General features: G+C 48.6%; 23 protein-coding genes. 18 read left to right on the forward strand and 5 right to left on the reverse strand.

From position 1 onward, the window contains the following. Positions 1-236 precede the first annotated feature (236 nt). From MHN31_RS07395 to MHN31_RS07435, 9 genes are all read left to right on the forward strand, one after another. A complete protein-coding gene (locus tag MHN31_RS07395) occupies positions 237-845 on the forward strand; it encodes a hypothetical protein (protein ID WP_239443920.1) in 609 nt (202 codons plus the stop codon). A gap of 1 nt (position 846) precedes the next feature. After that, entirely contained in the window at positions 847-1,947 is a 1,101-nt protein-coding gene (locus MHN31_RS07400; protein ID WP_194867774.1) for a glycosyltransferase, read from the forward strand. 17 nt (positions 1,948-1,964) lie between these two features. Next, a complete protein-coding gene (locus MHN31_RS07405; protein WP_138537085.1) occupies positions 1,965-3,137 on the forward strand; it encodes a radical SAM protein in 1,173 nt (390 codons plus the stop codon). Between the two features lie 8 nt (positions 3,138-3,145). Next, entirely contained in the window at positions 3,146-3,829 is a 684-nt protein-coding gene (locus MHN31_RS07410) for a glycosyltransferase (RefSeq protein ID WP_239443921.1), read from the forward strand. Beyond that, positions 3,826-5,448 (forward strand): ATP-binding cassette domain-containing protein, encoded by a 1,623-nt coding sequence (locus MHN31_RS07415; RefSeq protein ID WP_239443922.1) that lies wholly within the window; start codon positions 3,826-3,828, stop codon positions 5,446-5,448. The genes MHN31_RS07410 and MHN31_RS07415 overlap by 4 nt, the downstream gene beginning before the upstream one ends. A gap of 10 nt (positions 5,449-5,458) precedes the next feature. Then, on the forward strand, positions 5,459-6,562 hold the full coding sequence (locus tag MHN31_RS07420) for a glycosyltransferase family 2 protein (protein WP_239443923.1): 1,104 nt from the start codon (positions 5,459-5,461) through the stop codon (positions 6,560-6,562). After that, on the forward strand, positions 6,559-7,278 hold the full coding sequence (locus MHN31_RS07425; RefSeq protein ID WP_239443924.1) for a DUF1796 family putative cysteine peptidase: 720 nt from the start codon (positions 6,559-6,561) through the stop codon (positions 7,276-7,278). Before MHN31_RS07420 ends, MHN31_RS07425 begins: the two co-directional genes overlap by 4 nt. After that, complete coding sequence (locus MHN31_RS07430; RefSeq protein ID WP_239443925.1) at positions 7,275-10,322, forward strand: amino acid adenylation domain-containing protein; 3,048 nt, start codon at positions 7,275-7,277, stop codon at positions 10,320-10,322. Before MHN31_RS07425 ends, MHN31_RS07430 begins: the two co-directional genes overlap by 4 nt. Positions 10,323-10,406: 84 nt before the next feature. Continuing rightward, entirely contained in the window at positions 10,407-11,216 is an 810-nt protein-coding gene (locus MHN31_RS07435; protein ID WP_239443926.1) for a transporter substrate-binding domain-containing protein, read from the forward strand. Here the strand turns inward: MHN31_RS07435 and MHN31_RS07440 are convergent. Then, the gene (locus MHN31_RS07440) at positions 11,206-11,649 is read right to left on the reverse strand and encodes a GNAT family N-acetyltransferase (RefSeq protein WP_125560474.1); all 444 of its coding nucleotides are present in this window, start codon (positions 11,647-11,649) and stop codon (positions 11,206-11,208) included. The two genes, MHN31_RS07435 and MHN31_RS07440, sit on opposite strands and share 11 nt — an antisense overlap. Positions 11,650-11,963: 314 nt before the next feature. Between MHN31_RS07440 and MHN31_RS07445 the strand changes: the two genes are divergently transcribed. The 4 genes from MHN31_RS07445 (at position 11,964) to MHN31_RS07460 (ending at position 14,978) form a co-directional block, all read left to right on the forward strand. After that, a complete protein-coding gene (locus MHN31_RS07445) occupies positions 11,964-12,284 on the forward strand; it encodes a hypothetical protein (protein WP_125560476.1) in 321 nt (106 codons plus the stop codon). Next, positions 12,274-12,528 (forward strand): hypothetical protein, encoded by a 255-nt coding sequence (locus tag MHN31_RS07450; RefSeq protein WP_010384346.1) that lies wholly within the window; start codon positions 12,274-12,276, stop codon positions 12,526-12,528. Before MHN31_RS07445 ends, MHN31_RS07450 begins: the two co-directional genes overlap by 11 nt. Positions 12,529-12,536: 8 nt before the next feature. After that, positions 12,537-14,120 (forward strand): PepSY-associated TM helix domain-containing protein, encoded by a 1,584-nt coding sequence (locus tag MHN31_RS07455; protein WP_194867784.1) that lies wholly within the window; start codon positions 12,537-12,539, stop codon positions 14,118-14,120. A 105-nt stretch (positions 14,121-14,225) separates the two neighbouring features. Further along, entirely contained in the window at positions 14,226-14,978 is a 753-nt protein-coding gene (locus tag MHN31_RS07460) for a hypothetical protein (protein WP_239443927.1), read from the forward strand. A 57-nt stretch (positions 14,979-15,035) separates the two neighbouring features. Here the strand turns inward: MHN31_RS07460 and MHN31_RS07465 are convergent, their stop codons facing one another. After that, on the reverse strand, positions 15,036-16,001 hold the full coding sequence (locus MHN31_RS07465) for a hypothetical protein (RefSeq protein ID WP_239443928.1): 966 nt from the start codon (positions 15,999-16,001) through the stop codon (positions 15,036-15,038). Between the two features lie 117 nt (positions 16,002-16,118). Then, a complete protein-coding gene (locus tag MHN31_RS07470) occupies positions 16,119-17,036 on the reverse strand; it encodes a LysR substrate-binding domain-containing protein (RefSeq protein WP_239443929.1) in 918 nt (305 codons plus the stop codon). An 84-nt stretch (positions 17,037-17,120) separates the two neighbouring features. On the opposite strand from MHN31_RS07470, the gene MHN31_RS07475 reads away from it, so the two are divergent. From MHN31_RS07475 to MHN31_RS07485, 3 genes are all read left to right on the forward strand, one after another. Next, positions 17,121-18,203, forward strand: coding sequence for an alpha/beta hydrolase-fold protein (locus MHN31_RS07475; protein ID WP_239443930.1), 1,083 nt, complete (start codon positions 17,121-17,123; stop codon positions 18,201-18,203). A gap of 218 nt (positions 18,204-18,421) precedes the next feature. Beyond that, positions 18,422-19,051 carry a LysE family translocator gene (locus MHN31_RS07480; RefSeq protein ID WP_125560492.1) on the forward strand — a complete coding sequence of 210 codons (630 nt, stop codon included), beginning with the start codon at positions 18,422-18,424 and terminating at the stop codon, positions 19,049-19,051. Between the two features lie 131 nt (positions 19,052-19,182). Continuing rightward, on the forward strand, positions 19,183-19,683 hold the full coding sequence (locus MHN31_RS07485) for a GNAT family N-acetyltransferase (RefSeq protein ID WP_239443931.1): 501 nt from the start codon (positions 19,183-19,185) through the stop codon (positions 19,681-19,683). A gap of 82 nt (positions 19,684-19,765) precedes the next feature. Here MHN31_RS07485 and MHN31_RS07490 read toward each other — a convergent pair whose 3' ends face one another. Further along, a complete protein-coding gene (locus MHN31_RS07490) occupies positions 19,766-20,374 on the reverse strand; it encodes a LysE family translocator (RefSeq protein WP_125560496.1) in 609 nt (202 codons plus the stop codon). A 46-nt stretch (positions 20,375-20,420) separates the two neighbouring features. Next, a complete protein-coding gene (locus MHN31_RS07495; RefSeq protein WP_239443932.1) occupies positions 20,421-20,804 on the reverse strand; it encodes a nuclear transport factor 2 family protein in 384 nt (127 codons plus the stop codon). A gap of 273 nt (positions 20,805-21,077) precedes the next feature. Here MHN31_RS07495 and MHN31_RS07500 point away from each other — a divergent pair, with 273 nt between their 5' ends. Further along, positions 21,078-23,183, forward strand: coding sequence for a TonB-dependent receptor (locus MHN31_RS07500; RefSeq protein ID WP_239443933.1), 2,106 nt, complete (start codon positions 21,078-21,080; stop codon positions 23,181-23,183). After that, on the forward strand, positions 23,173-23,658 hold the full coding sequence (locus MHN31_RS07505; RefSeq protein WP_239443934.1) for a redoxin family protein: 486 nt from the start codon (positions 23,173-23,175) through the stop codon (positions 23,656-23,658). Before MHN31_RS07500 ends, MHN31_RS07505 begins: the two co-directional genes overlap by 11 nt. Positions 23,659-23,811: the final 153 nt, after the last annotated feature.

Genomic DNA, 23,811 nt, shown 5'->3' on the forward strand with positions numbered 1-23,811 from the left:
CAGAAAAACGTGCTTTTCCAGCTCGGAAATAAGGTGGGATTTAGAGACTGTTGTTAAGCAAAAAAGACCATGTTAATGGCTTTGAAATGGGCTGTTTTATCATCAGTTAGAATAACCATTGCTCAGCCTTCATTGGGCTCTCGTAACCATTCATCACTTTTCCATAAGCGATTTTATCCAATACTTATAATAACTTGCAGCCCATCAAAGCAAAGCAACAAAATGGGTGGCCGGATATGGAACAGCAATTTAAAGATCGCAGAGCAGAACTTTTGGTACAAAAAATGCGCCGTACCGAGCGCTTTATGCGCCATCAGCAGCTCGAAAAGACAGCGGTGTCATTTGGTGGTGAGCAGCTTGAGTTTATCGAGCATGCAATGGTCGATGGACTGAACGAAGACACCATACGCACCATTGAATTTCATCGCCGTTGTCTGGCGGCGGGGATAGACAATGGTCGTCACTACTGGTGCTTTAAACAAGGCGAACAGCTGGTTGGCATGTCCGGTTATCATTATCGCTTATGGGACCCAAAAAGCATTGTCTGGGGAGGCTGGTTTGTAGCCGATCAGCATGTCTCACCTCTGGTCAAAATGGCAATGTTGCTGGATACCCTAAAGGTCTTGTTGGAAGAAACCAATTATGAGGAGCTGTACATTGAGGTGTTTGCCGACACCACGCAGTCCAATATTCTCAATATCTATCATTCTTTGCAGTTTACCTCTTTGGGTCGTTTCGAAAGCTTCTATGGTCCGCAACAGGATATGGTGGTGATGAAACTGGAGTTGGCTGAAGTAAGAGCCTTATGGCTCAATACCACGCGTCCACTTGAGCGGGTTCAGTAGCATGCTCTTGTTATATGTGGAGTCTGGCGCGGGGTCACGAGCACTGGCAGAGGCTCTGGCGAGCGGTTTTCGCAAACAAGGCAAAACCGTTGAGCTGTTGTCAGTGTCCGATCTGTTGCCACAGTGGCTCTCCGACTTGCTGTTTGGTCAGTATTATCAGTGGTGCATGTCGGGCAAACAACATCACAGTAAGTTATATGCAAGCCGCTGGTTTTATCCGTTTCTCTACCGACTATTACCGTTGTGGCTGGCGCTTAAAGGCAATGAAAAGCTGGAAGAAGCGAAAGCGGTGATCCGTCGCCATAACCAGGTGGTTGCCTGTAGTTATTACGGTGCATTTTTCGCCCGTTATTTTGCCAGACTGGCTGGGCACAAGGTCGAAGTCAGTGGCGTGCTGGGTGATTATCAAATCTCTAATGGCTGGCGGACGCCGTTAACTCAGTTGTTTGTTTCTCATCAGTACAGTCATCCTGTGTTGGACTGGCATCGCGCCAGAGGGACCGACATATTGCCCCTGGGTATCCCGACTGAGGTAGCCTCAGACTTAACGGTGACAGACCAAAACACCGCGAAGAAGAAAGAGGCTGCTCTGAACATTTTACTCTGCGGCGGTGGCTGGGGGTTGGGCATTTCGGCTTCAACAGTGGCTTTGTTATTGGCTCAGAACCCCTCTGGTTCGGTGACGGTCATTTGCGGCCAGAATGAGGCTTTACACCAGCTGCTAGGAGCACGTTTTAGACAAGAAGTTGCCCAACATCAGTTGCAACTGGCCGGGTTCGTGTCGGATATGCAGCCCTACTATGCCCAGGCGGACATCATAATTACGAAAGCAGGCGGCCTGACTCTGACCGAAGCGGCCCTGGCCAATACCTGTCTGATCATTCATGGCGCTTTACCCGGGCAAGAGCAACACAATCGAGCGGTGTTTGTCGCTCAGGGCGCAGCACTGAACGCGCGCAATGATCAGCAGCTCAGTGACTTGCTCAACCAAATACAGACATCGGCATCACTGCGCAGCCAAACCATCATGAAGGCTGCCACTTTAGTGAACGCCAATGCATCAAACCAGATTTGTCATCATTTACTCGCAAGTAGCAAATAATATTGTAGGAGTCGATTATGTGGACTAAGAAAGCCACGCAACTGGCGGTCAGCGAATTACCGCAGGCACATCAGAATTTTATGGCCAGAAACCCAGGGTTTACCGCCCATCATCAGGCCAGCACCGAGCGAGTGGCTAACGCCCTCAGACGCTATGCCGCGAGCGGAAAAATCGAAGCAGATAATATCTGTAAGCTGGTCATTAAAATGACCAGCAGCTGTAATTTGCGCTGTGAGCAGTGTTTTCAGTGGCGTGAAACAGGCTTTCACCATGGCCTGGATCCTACGGCCATCCCTTATGAGCAAAGTGGTCATTTATTTGATTTTGTCGAGCGTCAGCGCTGCGACATCATACTGACCGGGGGAGAGCCCACTTTACACCCTGACTTTCCAAAGTTTCTCAGCCGTCTGGCTGAAGCCGGATGCTTTATTTATATCTGTACCAACGGCCTGATGATTAAGCGCCACTTTGAGGTATTGAGTAAGTATCACGATCAGCTGGCCTTTTTGATTTCCATCGACGGCCCAAAAGACATCCATGACTCGATCCGGGGTAAAGGCACCTACAACAAAACCATGGCCGGTATTAAATTGCTGGCTGACGGTAAAAAAGAGGGTAAACAGTGGCTGATCGGGGTAGAGAATACCATGATGGCTAAGAATCTGGACCGGGCGACTGAGTTACTTAATGAGTGCGAACAGGCGGGTGTTGACTGGATGATCTACAACCACCTGTGGGTCGTGGACATGATGGCGCGCAGCGAATATCACCGCTTTTGTGAAGACTTTGATACTGTGCCTAATTCCTATACCGGATTTGATATGGGGGACTTTCGCCCGGATTACATTGAACATGTCATCGACACTATAGATACATTGCGTGCCTATCCGGCACAGATCCCCGTGTTGTTCGGGCCGGATTATGATGCGGATGAAATCCGTCAGTACTATCGCGGCAAAATGCCAGCACGGCCACATTATCTCAAAATGGGTGTGAAATTGGATGTTGATATTGGTGGCAAGCTGGTGATGACCAAGCAGTTCCCTGATCTGGTATTTGGTAATGTGCTTGATACCCCAATTGAGGAGCTCATTGCTTCTGAGCCATACCAGCGTGCAGCAAAGACGATGCGTGAGCAAAGCCTAAAGGTGCTCAACGCGTGTCCCGATGCACATAACTTTTTGCTCTAGAGGTGCGCATGTTGTCCGTGATCTTGCCTGCTCATAATGAAGCAAAAACTTTAGCAGTTACTTTGCCGTTACTGGTTGAACAGTTGCCTCTGGATGCTGAGCTGATCGTGGTCTGTGATACCTGTTCGGATGCAACCGTGCAGGTGGCGCGGGCCTATACTGAGCAGGTATTTACTATTTCCGCAGGCAGTGCCGCTGCAGCGCGTAATTATGGCGCTGCACAGGCAAATGGCAACATGCTGCTGTTTCTTGATGCCGATACCCTGTGTAGTGCGCAATTACCAGCGCAGATTGCTCAGTTTGCCAAGGATAGTCACAGAGCTGTGTATGGTACGGCGCCACTGAAGAGCGACAGTGGTCACTGGCTCGGTCGTTTTGTCGCGACAGATATCAATCGTTTTAACCAGCGTCACCAGAGCATGGGCGGCAATTGTTTTGTGTCGGCTGACTTGTTTGAAACCGTTGGTGGCTTTAATACACGTTTATTACGTGGCGAAGACACCGATCTGGGCGTGCGTTGCCAGCGTGAGGGTGGGCATTATGTGTGGCTTAGTCAAAGCCACTTTGTTCACAATGAGCGTAAGTTCCGCACTCATGGTTATCTGCGGTATTACGGCTCGTTGTTACTCGGTGGCGTTTTATGGCAGCTTTCACCGCGCTTGTATGCCCGCAGTCTGGGAGGACAGGCATGATAGAAAAATGCAGAGCCCTATGGCAGGTGCTGTCGCTCAAACTGGTTTTATTGAGCAGCTTAAGCGCCTGCACCACCATTTTGATCCTACATACCTTCACCATGGCACTGCAACTGGATAGTAGTAATTCGGCCAGCCTAGCTCAGGGCGCTATCTGGTTCTCAATGGCTTTCATTGGCTTTGTGGTGGTGCAGCTGACCTTTCAGCGCAGCGTGATCCGACTGACTGAAACCACCATCAAGACCGTGCGGTTGGATATTCTGGATGCGGTGCGCCATGCGCGATTGCAGATGATCGAGCAATTTGGCCAGGAGCGGATCCTCTCGGCGATTGCTTATGATGCCAACACACTCAGCCAGCTTAATCAGTTCGTCGCGTTAAGTGTGGGCCACTTATTTACCGTGATTGCGGCACTGATTTACATGTTTGTGATTGCGCCTATGGGGGCATTACTTGCACTGGGTCTGATAGCGCTTGCAGTGACGGCCTATTGCTTACGCTTTGCCCGCATTCATCAGGGATATGAACGTGCGCGAGAGGCTGAGGACAGCTTCTTTACGCATTTGCATGATCTGTTGATGGGGATCCGGGAAGTGAAGCAAAATGCTGTGCGCAATGACTCGCTGTATCAGGAACACCTGACCCGGGATGCGACTGCAGTCCAGCACAATAAAATCATGGCGGAATGTCGTTTTGCGCATAATCAGCTGATGTTGATGGCCGCACTTTATCTATTGGCTGCGGTGGCGGTATTTGTTGCGCCGCTGTGGTTTGCCTTATCGCCCCAGCAGAGTATCAGCTTTGTGATCATCACTTTGTTTATGGTGAGCCCGTTCCACAGCAGTATGGAGTTATTTCGGGTGCTTAGTCAGCTCCAGGTTTCGCAACAAAAGCTGGCTGAAATCAAACAACTGGCCTGCGAAGCCGGGGAGCAGAGCATTGTGCCATCAGACGTGTCGTTTTCGCATCGGCTGACGCTCCACAAGTTGATGTTTGAGCACCAGCAAGGGTTTACCGTGGGGCCTGTTAATCTGGAGGTTAATCAGGGAGATATCGTGTTTATATCTGGCGGTAATGGCTCCGGTAAAACCACCTTTATGCGCTTACTCAGTGGCTTGTATACGCCGCGAAGTGGCCAGATCTGGCTTGATAATACCCAGTTGGATGATGCTCAGTTATTGGCTTATCGCCAGCTGTTTTCCGGTATCTCGGCGGACAGTGTGGTGTTTACTGATCGCTATGGTCAGCCGATGCATGAAGCGTTGATCAATCAATGGCTGGACAAGCTGGCGTTGAGCGACAAAGTGCAGTTTCGTGACGGCCGCTTTACCAATACCCGCTTGTCGACGGGCCAGATGAAGCGCCTGGCCCTGGTGCAGGCTTTGATGGAAGAGCGTCCTATTCTGGTGTTGGACGAATTTGCCGCCAACATCGACCCCGAAAGCCGCCAGGTGTTTTACCGTCAATGGTTACCGACATTGAAGGCCATGGGCAAAACCCTGTTCGTGATCACCCATGATGAGGCGTACTTTGATTGTTGTGACTGCCATTACCTGATGCGTGATGGTCAGCTGCATCCCTATCCGGCACAGTCGTTGTCGCTGGTTAAATCCCACTAAGGAGCTTGCTATGAAAGATTATCAGTTAACCTGGTTGGCACCAAGGGTGACAACGCAAACGACGGCAATATTGGTGCCGTTTTATAATGAAGCAGGTAATAAAACACACTTTGCTGAGCGACTGGCTTACTTTGATGGGCTGGCAGCCCGTCATCCCGAACTTGATATTATCCTCATTGATGACGGCTCTACCGATCAACCCTTCTCGGCCAACACAGAGCAGCTAACACATCTTAGCCTCAGCCGGGTGACGCCAAATGGTCAAAAGATTGGGGCGCTTTACACTGTGATCCAAGCTTTGTCTCATCAGTACATCATTTTCACCGACTTTGATACTGAGCTTCAGGGTCTGGATAACCTGCCTGATATACATAATAAGTTAGCGACGGACGCCACTGCAATGGGTTGCTATTTCAGTATGCGCCCCACAGCCGGTAACACGCCCGCGGTGCAGTTTCAGATGCTGGAATATGCGCTGGAGCGAGCGAGTTATCAATTCAGTAAGAATGAGGGCAGTGTGCCTATTATGCCGGGTGCGGGCTGCTTGTATAAGCGGCCAGTCATAGAGGATCTGTTGTCCCGGCACAGCGGGCTGCGCAGCGGTGAAGACAGAGAAACGTGTTTGCTGGGTCTGGAGCTGGGCTATACGGTATTTTATGCACCTCAGATTGAGGCGCTGACACAGCCGCCGCAAACCTTCGCTGCTTTACTGCATCAACGTCGGCGCTGGTCGCAGGGGTTTGTAGAGGTCGCGTTGCATAAAGCGGCGTTTTATCGCAACCAGATGGCAGAGAAAACCGTATTAGGACTGCGCCATCGGATCGATATGATTTCAGTGAGCATTTTTTTATTAATGCCGCTGATATTGCTGATGGCATTTCTTATCAGCAGTACTGTCGGCATGGCCCTGGTTCTGGCGTGGACGGCACTGGGCTTTGTTGAAACCTTTTGGCTGTACAGCAAAGCCAGCGATGAATTTCGTACCATCCCCCACCATAAGCTGAAGTTGTGTCTGATCCCATTTGCACGCGTGCTGCTGGAAGTGCCAACCTGGTGGCGGGTGATAGGACGAGTCTGTCTGAACAAACTACAAGGTAAAGGAGCATGCGCATGAGCAGTTACTTTGTAGCCCAAACCGGCAACCCGTTTATTGCGGGTCAGTATAGCCGAGTACACAGTCTGGGTATGGATTGCCGGCCCCGTCATTTGACCCGCCAGCTAGAGCTGGGCTGTCGACGCGGACCATTTGACTGGATCGGTGGGCGTTCTGTCGCCGATCTCGATAAGGCACTGCAAACGCGGTGCAAAGAGGTACTCTTACTGGAGAACCTTGAGCCTTATGAACCTGATTGCAAAGAGTACCGAAAGTACGCTGATCGCTCAGCGGGATACCTTTCTGCCCATGACTTTGCGATAGAAAATCATGATCTGGTGCACGAGTATCCAGTTTTTCGTGAGAAGTTTGATGGCATTTGCAATCGCTTCTTTTCTGAACTGGCTGAACTTGACAGTGTGCTGTTTTTTTTAAGTGTGGCAATGGAAGAAAATGCCGACTGGCAGTTTGAAACCCCGGATGAGATCCTGGCAAACACGCTGAAATTAAAAACGACGCTTGAGCAAGTGTGCTCAAATGCCCAGGTCGCTCTGCTGGTGGCCACCTTTCATGACGAGTTGGTTGAACAGAGCCGGCCTGGGCTGGCGTTTACCCGTAAATACACCTTTGATAATGATGAGCCCTGGATGGAAGGTCAGGAGCTGATACATTGGAGCAATATGCTGGTCGGTGTCAATGGCTTTACCGGGCTGGCAGCCCACAGGGAGTCGGCATGAAATCAGCCACTGTTGCCGACATGGTCACTAATATTCTTAATCAGCCCATTCAGGCTGTGGCACTTCAGGGCGATAATTGGACCTGCAATTATGGCGAACTGCGCGGGCAAGTGATGGGATGTGTTAAGCAGCTGCGCGACTTGGGAATTCAGTCTGATGAGTGTGTCGCTGTGTATGGCGATGATCCGCGCTTAAGTGCTGTGGGGATAATCAGCGCGTTGTTGCTTGGCTGTCCTTTTGTCTGTCTGGACGTGCATTTTCCCGCTACGCGCAAACAGCATATGTTGGCCCGCAGCCAGGCGCGCGTTGTACTTTATAGTCAGAACGATCCTTGTTTGGGTGTTACAGGTTGTAGAGTCGAGCTGGGTTGTGCTTTGGCCGATGATGTATTGGCGGCTTGTGACGTATCGACAGACAATCAGGATGAGGCTAGGCGCGTTGCTTATCATGTGTATACCTCTGGCAGCACAGGCAAGCCAAAAGGCATCGCGATTTCACGCCACAGCCTGGCTCAGCAGATCCAGGCTGCTCGGCAACAATACCAGCTGACACCGGGCAATCGTGCCTTATGTATTTTATCCAGCTCAACAGACGCCTTTTTGCAGCAATTATTGATGTTTCTGTCAGTCGGAGCTTGTGTGTGTTTTACACAAGGTTCGGTGCTTGATCCAGCCGAGTTTGCAAAAGTCTGCATCTCGCAGGCAATCACCCATATTGATGTGCCCCCCAGCTTGATGGCGAACTTTTTGGCAGATCCCAAAGCCCGTGACTGGCTGTCGAGCATGCACCTGAGTACGGTGATCCTCGGCGGTGAAGAGTTCAGTCACAACATAGTGCGTCAATGGGACAGGCTTAATTTGTTTGAACACATTGCGTTATATAACGAATATGGCCCATCCGAAGCCACAGTGACCTCCTGCTTACATCAGGTAACCCGGGCAGATTTAAAGCGTAGCCGGGTGCCCATTGGTAGGCCTTCGGCGGGTAGTATTTTGCTGATTGTGGACGAACAGGGCAGACCGGCAAAACAAGGTGAGTTGCTGATCGGTGGTGAGGGGGTGGCCCTGGAATATCTGGCAGAGCCGCAAAAAACAGCACTGCAGTTTATTTCTATGGCGCGCCTTGGCAAGACGCAGCGATTCTATCGCAGTGGCGATCTAGTGTGCCGGGATGAGCAGGGGCTGATCACCTATCTTGGGCGGCTGGACAATCAGGTTAACCTGCTTGGCCATCGGATTGAGTTAGAAGGCATTGAAGCCGTGCTGGATCAGTATCCGGGCATCCGCAGTTCGGCGGTATTATGTGTTGACACTCAGCTGATCGCTTTTATAGCGGGCGACCTCAATGATGCAGATACGACCGCGCTGCGCAAAATGCTAAGCGAGGCATTACCTGCCTATATGTTGCCAGCACAGTTTTTTTATTATACGCAGCTGCCAACCACCGCGATTGGTAAAATTGATAAGCCAGCTTTAAAGCGCGTTGCTGAACTTAGATTAGAGCAACGCGAACAGGTGGCGACCTTGCCAGAGTTAGTCGCACAGAGTCTGAATGTGCCCTTGGCTTATCTAAATAGTAACAAGGGCTACAAAGCACAGGGAGGTGACTCACTGAAAGCGCTGACGTTACAAACCCGTGCCAGACAACATGGCTGGTCAGTATCGTTAAGCCAGTTGCTCAGCGATGTACCTCTGGCCCGGTTAACGTCTTCCTCGGCTCGCACCTCATTACGTTTTGAACCAGCGTTGCTTAACTTTGCTCTGCCTAATAAGCTGGCCATGATCCATATCGATGGGATTGAGCGCTGGCAGGTATGTACTATGTTGTTCACTCAACAACAGCTGAGCTGTGAAAAAGTCCATCAGGTTGTGCGTATATTACTGCTGAAATACCCGGCTTTAAGGCTGCGCTTTGACCCAGTAAACATGACGCAGCGTGTGAGTAAAGGGGCTTTACATCTGAGTGCTGAGCTCACGGTATCGAGCTTTGATGATTTTAAACAGCAAGCCCGTGCGGCATTTAAAGCTTATTTGGCTGAGTCTTCATTATCAGAGCAATTGGTGACCATTGCTAGTTATCGAAGTCGCTATGGGCATATAGTCGCGGTAGGGATCAGCCACTTATTGGTGGATGATATCAGCTTACAAGTACTCAGTAGCGACCTCGAAAGCCTGCTGAACGCCCCCAAACACTTCGACAGACAGCGAGACTGGGCGCTATTGCATTGGCAGCGGCAATGTCACAATGCGGTCATGGCGGGCCATTTTAATGCCGATCTCAGCTACTGGCGGGAAGCGTTGAACACACTTGGTGCATTTTGTCAGGAAGCGGAGCGTAAACTCGTAAAGCTTCATAACAACAAGCCTATCTATAGCCTGGTACAATTAGCCACCCCACAGCAGCTAGCTTTGTTATTACCGCGCTTAGCCCGTGAGGGCACATCACTACAAGTGGTGTTGTTTGCTGCCTTGGCACACAGTTACTATCAATGTAGCGGTGACAGTGCCGTTGCTGTCGCACTGGAAAACAATGGCAGACAGCCTTTCACAGGCAATGGCAGCGGGATCTCGGTGGAAGTGGGGCAGGCAGTGGGCTGGTTTGCTCACAGTGCGCCGTTGCTGCTGCATGCGGGTGAGGAACCAGATTCACAATTGGCACTGACGCAAGCGGATCTAACCAGATACCCGGTGGGTGGGCACAGTTATGGCTGGCTAAGTATGTTTAGCACGGATGAGGCATTTAAAACGCTGGTGCAAACCCGGGCACCCAGAGTGTCGGTTGCTTTTGCAGATCTGGGTGATTTGCCGGAGCAGCAGTTGTTTGCTCAGCCAAGGTTTGGTCTGAGCGGACAGGATTGGCTGACAGACGAGCAGGTATTTGCTTTTGAACAGCGTTATCACTGGTTACAGGTTCGTTTTGTTCGCGATCAAGATGTTGGTCTGGTCGTTGAGTTAAACAGTGATGCCGACCTTGTCAGCGAGCTTTGGCTGGACAGTTTATCCGGATTGATAGCGAGGTGCTTTGACCAGAATTGTTGTGAGTGACAGACTATTTTACTCCGGCAACTGGCGGAAAAAGTGCCTGATATGTTATAAGCTTAGGTACCTGTTTCAGTAGGTAGGGTAAAAGTGCAATTAGGTCGAGACTACTTAACATTCATATTTGTCAGCCTGCTATGCTTAAGTGCATTTAGTACAGCGGCACAGATCTGTGCGCAAACTGTTACAGTCAGTGCCAGCGACAACTGGCCACCCTATTCCTATCGGGTAGATGAGCAATATCACGGACTGGATATTGAGATCCTCGAGCTGGTCCTGAAAAGTGCCAATTTATGTTGGCGCTATGTATCATTCCCTTCATCCAGCCGGGCTTTTGAAGAATTTAAAAAAGGTAAAGTCGATGTGATTTTTGCAGCCAGCTTTACCCAGGAACGACGCCGGTTTTCGGAGTTCAGCTTGCCGTATCGGGATGAGGTGATGCAGTTGTTTCGCCACGTTGATAACCCTTTGAGTCCGCAAAGTGCATTTGCGCCTACCTTAAGCTTTTTGACCAAGTCTATCGTGGCCGTGAATCGCGGCAGTGTCTATGGTGATGCCTTTTCACGCATAGTTCAGCAGTGCCCGGATTGTGTGGTGGACATTAACCTGGCCACAGAGCGTTTTGACTTGTTGGTCAAAAAGCGTGTCGACTATGCGGTGGAAGATTTGTTCACCGGTATTTATTTAATTAACCGTGATCCCTACAAGGCGCATGTGAGGGCAAGCCGTTTGACCGTACATAAAAACCCCGCGCATTATATGATCCGGCCAGGCCTGTTCAGTGAGCAACAATTGCAGCAATTCAACCTGGCTATTGTGCGCAATCAGGCGGCGATTGACGGGTTGATAGATTTACATTTTCAGCGCCTGTTATCCGGTTCTGTGCAAACTAAGCAGTAAGCGTGCACTGTGCTGGTCGGCGCATATGGTATTCAAATTCGTCTTCATCATAAGTTTTAAAGCCCAGTGAGAAATACAAATGACGGGCCGGGTTGTGTTTGAGCACAGTCAGGAAAAACGGGTTCTCGGGATATTGTTCAAACATGTGCCTGAGTGTGTTGCGTCCCAGCCCTTGCTTTTGATATTGCGGATCAATTTGTAACTGCATCACCTCCACTTGCTTGTCTCGCAGTCGGAATTTGAGGGTTCCGACCCTCACCTGATCAATGATCAGCAAATGAGAGTGAGCATAGTCTTCCTCAAGCCGGCACAGATGCGCCTCGTCACTGAGGAAAACCCCTTCCCGTTCCAGATGTTCCACCATAGTTTGCAGACGTAGGTTTAACAGATAGGGTTTGTCGGTATCGCAAGCTTGCTTTAGTTCAATATGCATTGTCCTTTCCTTGTTCTGTTTGTGGTTATTTCGTCAGAGTGCGTGGATATGCAGCAATACTTTATGTATCGGCTAGTGAGGACCCTGTTCTTGCAGCCCTGAATTCATCTAATCCCAAAGCGACAGGGGTTGCAAGCGGAAATTGTTTAAAGAAACAAAACTTTAATGAATCTGATTAGCCTTGACTGGGGCATACAGATAATGACCGAATAGGGATAATCTGCGCGCTCGAGCGACTATATTTTGTGCTTTGTAGTTGAATGTCTGGTTTTAAAACCGTACCATAATTGCAAATGATAACGATTAGTATAAATATGAGTTTTATTGCAATTATCCCGCTTTGGCTGGCCGCACTGAGTTTGTACCTCGGCAGCCAGCGACAAATTATCATCACGCGTGCATTACCCAAACCTTTGGCAGGGTTTGGCGCTATGTCTTTATTTTTACTTGGTATTGTAACTTTTAGCTTTGATTACCCTTGGGTTTCGTCGATGTTGGCGGCGCTGGTGGTGTTTATGCTGAGTTTGTTTACGGTGACGATTAGCTCGGGTTATTCCAGAGGGCGCACCTTGTCGATTACGGGAGGCGTGTGTTTGTTTAGCCTGCTTTTTGGGGGAGCAAGCTATGTGGCCTAAAACACTATCGGGTTTGTTCATTGGCCTGTTCTTATCCATCTCTGTGGTGCTTAACCTGAATTTACTGTTGCCGTTTTCAGAGGGAACCCGCCTCTTAATTGGCCTTATTCTGGCGTTTCCCATTTGGGCAGCGGCGCTGGTATGGGCCTATTCATTTCCTTCGGCCTGGAAGTCTTTCAGGGCCTTGATGTTGGCGCTGGTGCCATCCGTTTTACTTAATACTGCCCTGATGGTGCTGAGGTAAATCAGACAATGAATAATCAAACCCTTAAATCACTGACCAATGCGCACGCCTGGGTCGGTCTGATCATTTCTACCGTCTTGTTTGTGGTGTTTTTTGCCGGTGCTATTACTTTGTTTAAGGACAATATCACCAGCTGGGAGCGCACTCCTTTGTTGGTTGATGCTGCGCATAACACTGAGCATCCGGCGTTTGATAAAGCCATAGCCACCATCGAGAAAAATTATCAGGTGGATATGCATGGTGGCATGTTTATGTATGCCCCTGACCAGCACAACCCGTTTATTGAGGCCCGATTTGAGAGCGAGCTGGATCAGCCAGATCCGATCACAGGTGAAGACCATCTTCATCAGGCCTTGTTACTGGACGCTATTACAGGAGAAATTGTAGCCAGCAGCGATACGCATAACTATGCGCACTTCCTGTACAAAATGCACTATGACCTGGGGCTGGGACGCGCAGGCTTATATTTTGTTGGCCTGGTTACCCTGTTCTTTTTTGTGGCGATCCTGAGTGGCATTGTGATCCACTGGCGCAAACTGTTCAGCAAGTTCTTTCAGTATCGAAAAGAGGGCAATAAAGATAAGTGGCTTGATGCACATAACCTGATAGGTACTATGGGCTTGCCGATGCATCTTATGTATGCATTTACAGGCCTGGTATTTAATCTGGTGATTATTTACCAGATCTCCTACGCGGTGATTTTGTATCAGGGCAATCAGGAAGCCTTGCTGGATGCGGCCGGGTTCGATCAGCCTCACCTGGAAGAAGTCGATAAGCGTATGGCCATGACAGGCGTCGATGACATGTATCGTCGAGCTATGGCTACTATGGGCGATGTCACTATACAAAGGATCAGCATTGAGCACTTTGGTGATGAGAATGCGATTTTGGTGTTTGCAGCGACCAGTAACGAAGACTTCTCTTTGTGGCGCGAAGTACGCTATCTGATGAGTAGTCAGGAGCAAATCTATCTGACTATGGACAACTATGACAATGCCGTGCGTGGCGGATTGTCGACCATTGCCAGCCTGCATTTCGGTGATTTTGCTGGCTATGGTATGCGCCTGGCGTTTTTCTTGTTTGGTCTGGCGACTGCCTATGTGATCATCACAGGTAACCTGATGTGGATTGCCAAACGCGCTAAACAACGAAATCAGAGCCAGCGTAGCCTCAACTTTGTAAGGCGTTTAACCTCAGGGAGCTTTATTGGCGTTGTGGCGGCTACTGCGGCAGGGTTCGCACTGGCACGAGCGCTGCCGGTTGAGTTTCTGGGGCGGGCTGAGTTGATTGAACGAAGTTTCTATCTTATCTGGGTTATCAGTATTGTGGTGTCACAGCTTATGAGTAATCAAAAGCTGTTTTGTAAGGCGTTGCTGAGTGCGTCTGCTGCGCTGTTTGCAATGACGGCTATCAGCGACTGGACCTTGTTCTACAGTACGTCGAGTCTGCTCGACGGTGCTGCACTGCGGGATGTTTTGCTGGTTGATACTATGCTGCTGCTATTGGCGGCCATTTGTATGGCCGCAACGAAACGTGTGTATGCGCAGGAAGTGAAGGCACAGCCAATTGGCGCTGAGCCCATAACCTCTTAGGCATAACATCCATGATGAGAAGGCGTTGTGAACAGCGCCTTTTTTTGTGCCCGAAATAAAGGCATAGTAGGGAAATTATCACAATACAAAGGACCCTGTGTCACTATGAAATCACAGACTTTCTTTTCCTGGATTTGGCGGATTAACGGCCTGATCATTTTGCTCACAGCATTGTTTTTGGGCGCACTCTTTGTTTATGAAGTCGGCAAAGACTTACTCAGGGAGCGCAGTGAGCCAAACGTAACGTTGAACCTGGCTGAGGATAAAGACCAGGAAGAGAACTGGGATCTGGGTTATCCAGTACAGCTGGGAGATTACGATTACTTTTTAATCCCATTGGAATCTGAAAAGCTGACAGTCGACGCGTCAGATCTCTCTGCGATAGAGGGGTTTAAGCGCAATAGCGGGCCGCACCAAATGTTTAGCAGTTATCGAGAGTCGCGTATGAAAAATGCCATTTTGGTCAACGCCAGTACCAATGAATCTCGCTGGCTGTTCGACTCAGTGGATCAGCTTATCTATCGCTTTGATACCCTGGAGCAAGAAGATGATCGGCTTAATGAGCAAAATCAGGCGATTTTCTACGAGCTTATCAATGAAGACACCAATGCGGATCAGCTACTGGATTATAATGATGAACTCATTTTTGCTTTGAGTCGTCTTGATGGCTCCGGCTACACCGAAATCATCAGCGGTTACAGCGAGCTGATAACACAGGCTGTAAACAAGGAGGGTAACTTATTGATAGTGTACAGCCGACAGGAGCAGGTGTTTAGTGCCCTGATCGATTTGCGAGATTTTAAGCTACTTGATAAACGCGCCTTACCTAAAGTGGGTGATCAAGTAAGCACGCGTTGAGTATTGAGATATGAGGCACTGATAGAGGTGCCTCACTGTCATTGTTAAATGTCTCGATTACAGGCAGCTAATAGGGCAGCTATCAGGGCCCAGCGGGTTCTTTCTGCGTTGACTATCTAATTGTATTTCCAGCGTGTCAGAGAGCTTGACGTTTAAAGACGCTGAATGCGTGGTATAGCCCAGTGAATTACCAGAGACTGAGATACGGACGGACTGACCACTGATGATATGGCGAATGGCATCTTTTGCTTTGACGCCCAAATCTTCTCCACCGTAGAAAAACTCACCGCTCGGGATCGCTTTATCCAGAGAGAAAATAGTGCGAGAACCGCTTAACTTATCACTGTTAATGGCGGCATATGCCATGCTCGATAGCTTGGACTCAACAAAGTTGTCTATCAGGTTTGACAGGCCTGGGATGCTGATCCCCAAAAAGCGTGTTTCAAAGTCAATGTTCAGGTTCACCGGGTTCACTCTGATATTACTCACTTCACCACTGAAGGCATTGTAGTCTGCGGTTGCCCAGATTTCTGGGGAATTGATCCTGCCATACGCTTTAAAAATAAAAGATGGGGTATTTTTTAAGGTTATTTTTGCCGTAGAGCTAATACCGATACCACCCACTTTTGCTAAGATACGACCGCCTGATTCACGCAGTTCAAACACCAAAGGACCATTGAGGTTGGTGTTTACATAGTCAAGGTCAAAGCTGCCATTTAGGTTAGAGTCGACACTCTGATAAATTTTTTGGCGGATGTCTGCCTCTAACGCAGCTCTGCGAGAAGAGGTTTTTGCCAGCACGGATTTAACATAGTTGTTTCTGTCCAGTGCACAGCCCTGATAGCCTTTGTAAGAAACTGACGCGGTAACCCGGGTCACATAATCATCCCGATGGTGTTGTTCAAATAAGCTGTAGAAATCACACTCACCAATATTGTTATTGATTGCGGCTGACGCCATACCCGGAACAGCGCCAGCGCTTAAAACCGCTGCAAGTGTCAATGCTTTTACTTTTGTGATCATTTTTCATTTCCTTTGTGTTTTTATTTTCGGAAACAAGTTATCTACTTTTGTTATGAAATGTCAAAGAAATAAATATTAATTTTTAACTAAATTAAATCCAGATCATCTTTTTTCAGCTTAACGCGCAGGAAGAGTCACATCGTTTAGCTCTTCTTTTAGCAAACGTAGCAGTGCTTTGAGTCCTGGGTGCCGCTCTAAGTCACGACAATATAGGTAGTAATCTACGCTGGGCAAGGTTTGTTTTATTGGTATGAAATCAATGTGCCTGCTGTCTGATTCAGATAATGACGCCGGTACGATTGCAAAGCCAACCTGGTTAGCAACCAGAGCCAGTGTGGCGGATTTGGTTTTGACTTGCTGGACCAGTTTGGGACGCACATGTGCGATGGCAAAGGCCTGATTAATTTCATCATACAATTCAGGATGTAAATCGCGTGGATAGCTAATATAGGGTTTCCTGGCCAGTGCTGACAGACACAGTTCAGATGTGGTGAATTGCCATGCTCGCGGCACTGCCAGTACATAGGGCTCTTTTTTCAGAAGATACAAATGCTCATCCGACAGGGCATGCTGATGCAGTCTGATAATTGCGGCATCCAGCAACTGGGCGTGACATTGTGAGATTAGCTGTTGGGTGGTGCCTTCTTCCAGGTCAATCAGATAATCCGGATGCTGTTGGTGAAATAACGCAATACGGGGCGCAATTAACACATCGATTGCCAGGCCGATGGCACCTAAGCGCAAAGGGAGTAGCTCACCTGACTGCTCAGCCCCCAGGTAACGCATTAACGCATAATGACTTTCCAGCACCTGATCGGCATGTTGGATCAGTCGTTCGCCTCTGCGTGTCAATGAGACCTGGCGTGTTGAGCGTTCAAAAACGGTAAATCCCAGTTGCTGTTCAATTTTTTTGATTTGCTGACTTAACGGGGGCTGGGCCATGTTTAGTCGGCGGGCAGCTTTACTGAAGCTGAGTTCCTGAGCAACGGTGACCAGATAGCGGAGTTTTCTGAGGTCGAGCCAATCTATATTCATTAGATATAAATAAAGGTGATTTATATATTGGATTAAACAATATGCTTTGGGTAACTTAGATGCAAATAATAAAAAGGAATAATGATGATGCAGAGACTATTAACCACATTGCTGACATGTGCAGCCCTCGTCAGTGCAGCCGTTCAGGCAAAGTTGGTACAACACCCCTATTATTCGCAAGCCATTGAAGGCAGTTATATCGGCACGGACCCCAACCGAACTATCAGCGTCTATCTGCCTAAAGACTATGACACCAGCAAAAATAATTATCCGGTATTGTATTTTCTGGGGGCATATAACTGGCCCGATCGATTTGCTCAGAGCCTGGCTAAGCGCTTTGATACATTCATACAAAATGGGCACAGTATGGACTTTATTGTTGTTATGCTAGACGGGGATACCCCTCTGCGTGGCAGCTTCTACGTTAATTCAAAAGCACACGGTAATTTTGAAGACTTTGTGATGAAAGAAGCCTTGCCTTTTGTTGCTGAGAACTACCGGACCAGCAAGCAACCCGGAGACACAGCCATTGCTGGATTTTCTATGGGCGGGACGGGCGCATTGCGTTTTGCCGCCAAATATCCGCAACACTTCAACCATGTTTATGCAATGAGCCCAGGTCTGTTTTCCGAGCAGGGCATGCAAGATTCCTATCTGGCTGATGAGCAAGCGGTAGCGGGTTATAAGCAATTTCGTCAGCAACTGGCAAAAGCAAGCGACCCGGCGACATTTATGGCAAATGCATTTGCCGATTATCAGGGGCTAAAACTTTGGCAGCAAGGGGTCGATCACTCTAATCTGGCGCTCGTACTTGCTTATGGCAGTGCGTTTGCAGGAACACAAAGTGATGCGTTTGGCCCTCATTATACTGAGGTTGAGAGTACGAAAGGCGTCTGGCAAAGCGGGTTTGGTGAGTTACTCAGGTTATATACCAACCCGAGTGTCCTGAGCAAGTTGCACACTGTACATGTAGAGGTGGGTAATAAAGACGAATACCGTTGGATCTCAGAAGGCAGTATGCGCCTTGATGAGCTGAGTCGGGCCAGCAATAGCAAGGTACAGGTAGAAGTGTTTGAAGGCGACCACAGTAGCCGCTTTGGTGAGCGCATCAGCCAGCGAGTGCTGCCACATTTTGCGACTGTGTTTAGTAAACATACTGAGCTGTAAACAAGTTAGGGGAGCGCTCGCTCAAAACTCTGGGCGAGTTTTTTTCGCGCGTAAATTTTAGCGTTAGCGAATTACAAAATTTATATTGCCCGTTTATCTAGACACTGAATATGCGCTAGGTAAATGAACATACTCAAGCTTAGTTGCACACAGCTTCTTGTCTATTTACACAGAGACCTGTAAAAAAGGATTAAACAGCAAAAAAGGAAACGCTCAATATGGAATATCTCTACGCAATCATCCTCTTTGCGATTTCGTCCTCTGTTACACCTGGCCCTAACAACATTATGGTCATGACCTCTGGCGTAAACTTTGGCGTAAAAAAGAGTCTGCCTTTGTTGAGCGGTATATGCATTGGTTTTGCCTTTATGCTGCTGTTAGTTGGGCTTGGTTTTTCTCGCTTGTTTGAATGGTTTCCCGCGCTACATATGATCATCAAATGTGCGGGCGTGCTGTATTTGCTGTATCTGGCCTGGTTGATTGCGCGTTCAGCCGAGAATCAGGAGACGGACAGCCAGGGAGAGCCGCTCTCATTTTTGAAAGGCGCTTTGTTTCAATGGATCAATGGTAAAGCCTGGGTGGTGGCGACAGGCGCGATTGCTGCCTTTACCTCTGTGGGTGGTGGCGTTGATACTCAGACTATGCTGATTGCTACCACTTTTTTATTGGTGTCCTTTCCTTGTGTTGGTGTCTGGTTGTTGTTTGGCTCGCTGCTAAAAACCTGGCTGAACAGTACCGCCAGTCGTCAGCGCTTTAATCTGGCGATGGCGGGACTCCTGGTGATCTCTGTATTACCGGTCTTAAAGGAAATAGTGGTACAGTTATCGGGAACGATGACCACGCTTTGACCGAATGTAGTGTAAAGGGCATTTACACTTGCGTGTATCATCACGGCTTTGAAAGACAAAGTGTATGGTACGTTCTTGGCAGGGTGGCTAAATCAGGTCTGACAGATAATAACAACGTAAGGAATACCCAGATGATCACTTATCGACTCGCTTTGCCGACTGAAGCCGACACGCTAAAAGCCCTGCTATGGCAGCATGGTCAGAATGAATGGAATTACCTCACCGAAGACGGGGTGAATGCCGAGTTTGAGTTGCTCGAACGTGGGGCTGCAAGTGCCGTGGTGGCAGTACAGGATGACGAAATTATCGGCTGCTCGGTACTGATTGACGCAACACATAGCCCGGATTACCTCAACAAATACACGCACCAGAAATTGATGTACTTTATCGGCGATGTGGTGGTTGCAAGTCAGCATGGCGGGAAAGGCATTGCCACAGCTCTGTTACAGGCGTGTATCACGCAGGCCAGACAAGTTGGCGCTGAAGTGGTGTTAATTGAGCGACATGAGGAGAACCTGGCTTCGGCAGGTATGATGCGAAAAGCCGGATTTCATATCCTTGATACTTTTCATGATCCGGAAAAGCGCAGTGTGGGCTCACAAAATAGCTGTATTCTGGCTATAGAGCTTTGAGCGTGAATTTAACAAAGCCTCTGATATTCAGTTGAGCCTTGTTCAGACCACACGCATAATGGTGTGGTCTTTGCTGATAGGGTTAGCGTACAGCGACCGTCACGCCCGATGCTGCTAATACCGAGCCGGCACAGCGGTTGAGCAGGGTGAGTCGTCGTGGTGTCGATATTAGCTTTCTGGCCTGACTGCCCAGATAAACATACCCCAAATTAACTGAGCCAAATGCCAGCGTTGCACATGCCATGATCCCTAAAATGTCCGTAGCGGTCATACTTTCTATGGCGACAAAGGTAGGAAACAAAGCAACATAAAAAACAATGGCTTTTGGGTTACTCAGCGTCAGCAAAAAACCACTCAGTACGGCCGATTGGGTGCTATGTGTTGCCGTGTCTGCGGCCGAAGCACCGGGCTTTGACAGTAGCAAGGAGATGCCCATCCAGATCAAGTAAGCGGCACAGAGATATTTGATGATAACAAAAGCGCCACCCAGCACCTCGGCAACGACCGCCAGACCAGAAATTGCGAGTAAAATGAACACATAATCGGCCAGCAGCAGGCCCGCAGTCATACATATGCCTCGTTTGTATCCACTGGCAACGGAGGCCGATGTAATGGCGAATACGGCAGGTCCGGGTATGATGGCGACAACAAACATTGCGATAAACAATGCCATATAGTGTTCAATGGTCATGCAATTTCTCCTTTTGAGCTCAAAAACTATTCTCGCTGATCGTATCTCAGCTCACGTCTTTAATGTAACTTATTTTGTTGTTGTGGAAGCGGAACCGGGTTTCACCCTCAAGCTGGAACCTGTCTCCGGCACTTAAGCCATTCGGCAGATCCGCTGCAAGCGTTGCCTGGTATTGAATGTAGGCCGTGGCTGCGTGCTCTTCGAGTGCTAATTCTATGATTGTCTGTTGGCGGGTTTCGAATAACGCAGCACCTTTGATAGCGAGTTGCTCAAACGCCACTTTACCATGCGCGCTGGCGGTGATCTCGCCATTTGATTCGTTTTCAAACACGATCTGTTCATCTAACAGTGCCAGCATAGCGGCGATATCAAAGGCGTTGTAGGCGTGAATATAAGCCTCAACCAGATCAATGTGAGTGGGTTCTGACATGTCAATTCTCCTTAAATGAACCATGTTTGCCGCTGCGATTTTGAACAGGGCTGAAGTTATTAAATCGGCTGAGATAGAGTTTGGCAAGGGGCTTAATGGTAAAAATCAGCCTAAGTGTGCACGGTTTTTGTGGCAGTTCTGCGCCGGTTATCTGACTAAATTATTCACTTCGTCTTACGTTTTTAGTAATTAACCCCAATTTGATGATTGTTGAAATGTTATATTATAACATTTGGGTGTTGTAACTAAGATAAGAACTAGGATCTCACAAACATGTCATTGCTTTTGTCAACGCTGACGGTTATTGCGTCAGCTGCATCTGCGCCTGCAACCGGGGTGGAAAAGTCAGTAGAAAAAATTGAGGTACAAGGGGTGCGCTCACGTCTGATCAAATCGGGTGCCTTAAAAGACGATATTGCCAAAACGGAGCTACTCTCAAACGAGTATATAAAAAACACCCAGTCTTCCAGCCTGGCAGATGCAATCCAAAATGCCATTGGCATTCGCGTGTCTAATGAATGTGCTATGTGTGGCGCAAAGCGGATCATGATCAATGGACTTAAAGGGGAGCACACCAATGTATTGGTTGATGGCATCCCCATGCATACTATGATTTCTGGTTTTTACGGCATGGACTCAGTGGCTGCGTCCGGCATTGGGCGTATTGAAATTGCCCGTGGTGCCGGTGCATCACTCACTGCGCCGGAAGCCATTGGTGGTACGGTTAACCTGGTTACGGCGCAGCCCAGCGAAGATAAAATTGAACTGGATATGGCGACGGGTAGCGATGGATATAAGCTGATCTCTGCGCTGGCAAGTGGCATTAGTACAGACGGCAATACCCGTGCAACTCTGATTGGTCAGTATGATAACAAAGACCAGTTTGATGGCGACGGCAACGGTGTAAGCGAAAACCCGGCCCTGACCAATCAGTCACTGACGTTAATGGTCTCTCACGATATTGGTTATTCAGACAATATCCGTGTGCGGCTGAATCAAACCCAATCAGAAGTGTTTGGTGGTCCGGTTCTGGGTGATACGGCAACCAGTATTTCTGCCACTTTGGCCAGTGTCAGTCAGGGCGAAGCTGATTCCTTATTTGTGAATGATGATGTGAGAAATCGCTACATCGGCAATGCCTGGGAAACTGCAGAATGGGTTAAAACAGAGCGCGAAGAAGCCAGTCTCAGCTGGTTACACGAAATTTCATCCCGTCTGAATGTGACGTCAAGCTTGGCATACGTGGACCATATTCAGGATTCGTTCTACGAAAGCACAGATTACTATGCTGAAGACACTATGTACTATTACTCGGTGCGTTTTAACTATGATCTGAATGCTCAGCATCTGCTTACCTTTGGTGCGGATAAGCGAGATGAGAAGATGCGTTCTTCGTCTGCTGCGCTGGAAAGTGCAGCAAATTATGTATCCGATAGTTTTGATTACGATACAACGGGACTTTATATACAGGATACCTGGTTACCAAACGAGTCAATTGAAGTCTCTGCTGCGTTACGTCTGGATCAGATCCAGGCCGACTTTGTAGATCCGCAAAAACCAGGCATTGAAATAGACAAAACCATTCTGTCGCCCAGGGTCGACATGCGTTACTTCCACAATGACACTTTTACCTCACGTTTGTCGTTGGGTCAGGGTTATCGTGCGCCTTTATCCTTCTTTGAAAGTGACCACGGCATACTGGATTCCGGCAAAGGCTTTCAGGTAGAGGTCAGTGAACCCGAGCGCTCAAAATCAGCTACTTACTCGCTCAGCTATGAGGCAGAAATGATGACTGTCACAGCCTCAGCCGCACATACCAAAGTAGAGCACCTGGCCACTTTGTCCCATACCGATTCAGGCACGCCGGTGCTTACTCAGCTGACAGAAATTGCCGCAGTGACCGCTGTCGATATTTCGGCAAACTGGCAGGTTTCGGATACTCTGACTGTGTCCGCAATCGCTGAGCAATATCATTATGATGAAACATTCAAAGCGTCCTTTGGGATTGCACCGATTGAAAAGCGCGCGACGCTCAGCACCGACTTACATATTAATGATTGGGAAATCATAACCAGTGCAATCTGGGTGGCGAGTCGAGATCTGACAGATTATGGTTATGAAGGCTTTAACGATGCCAATGGTGAGTTTGCCAAACCAACCACAGCTGAGAGTTATGTCACGGTTGATTTAAAAGTGGTTAAGCCGCTTTCAGAATTTCTAAGCCTCTATGCCGGTGCCAGCAATCTGTTTGATTATAATCAGGCTGAAGATATGGGCAGCCCGCTGATGTACGATGCTGAAGGGGGTTATGATGTGGTATATATTCATGGCCCACTAAGAGGCAGGCAGGCTTACCTTGGACTCACCTATGAGTTTTAAATGGGTGGTCATGTTGCTGGCTACCTGCCTGGTATCTAAGAGTCAGGCGACTGACTTTTATACGCAGACTATGCAGCGTCTTGATGACGCTGCCTATGGCGAGCAGCAAACGCTGGCCCCGTTTACTGGTGCGCCAGTGCTGATGTCCTTTTTTATGCCAAACTGTCGCTGGTGTGAAAAGCAGCACGTCGCACTGAGCAACCTGGTCGAGTCTTGTGCTGACGTTCAGCCCGTGATGATGGGAGTGAACGGTAATCGCCGTGATTTGCGTCGCGCACTCAAGCGAAAGCACAATGAATTCCCCGCCTTTTTGAGCAGTCGTGAATTGATTCAGGCGTTAGGGGCAAACCCGCCAGTTCCGATGACACTGATCTTTAATCATCAAGGTGAACTGGTGTTTTACACTCAGGGCTATCGATCGCAGCAAACCTTATCCGCATTACTGAAAGAACATCAAGTGACCAAGTGCCTCTAAGTTATTGCGATGACTCAGGGAGATGGTGCCGTGTTCGTGCGTCGATTTCATTGCGATAAACTCAATAAGTTTCTCTAATTACCTGCTACTTACTGTTTTTTGAACAGCTCTCTTCTATATTTATTAAGACAATACAGTCATCTGGTTTGTTGG

Source organism: Pseudoalteromonas sp. McH1-42, assembly GCF_022347845.1.
In the GTDB taxonomy this organism is placed as follows: domain Bacteria; phylum Pseudomonadota; class Gammaproteobacteria; order Enterobacterales; family Alteromonadaceae; genus Pseudoalteromonas; species Pseudoalteromonas rubra_D.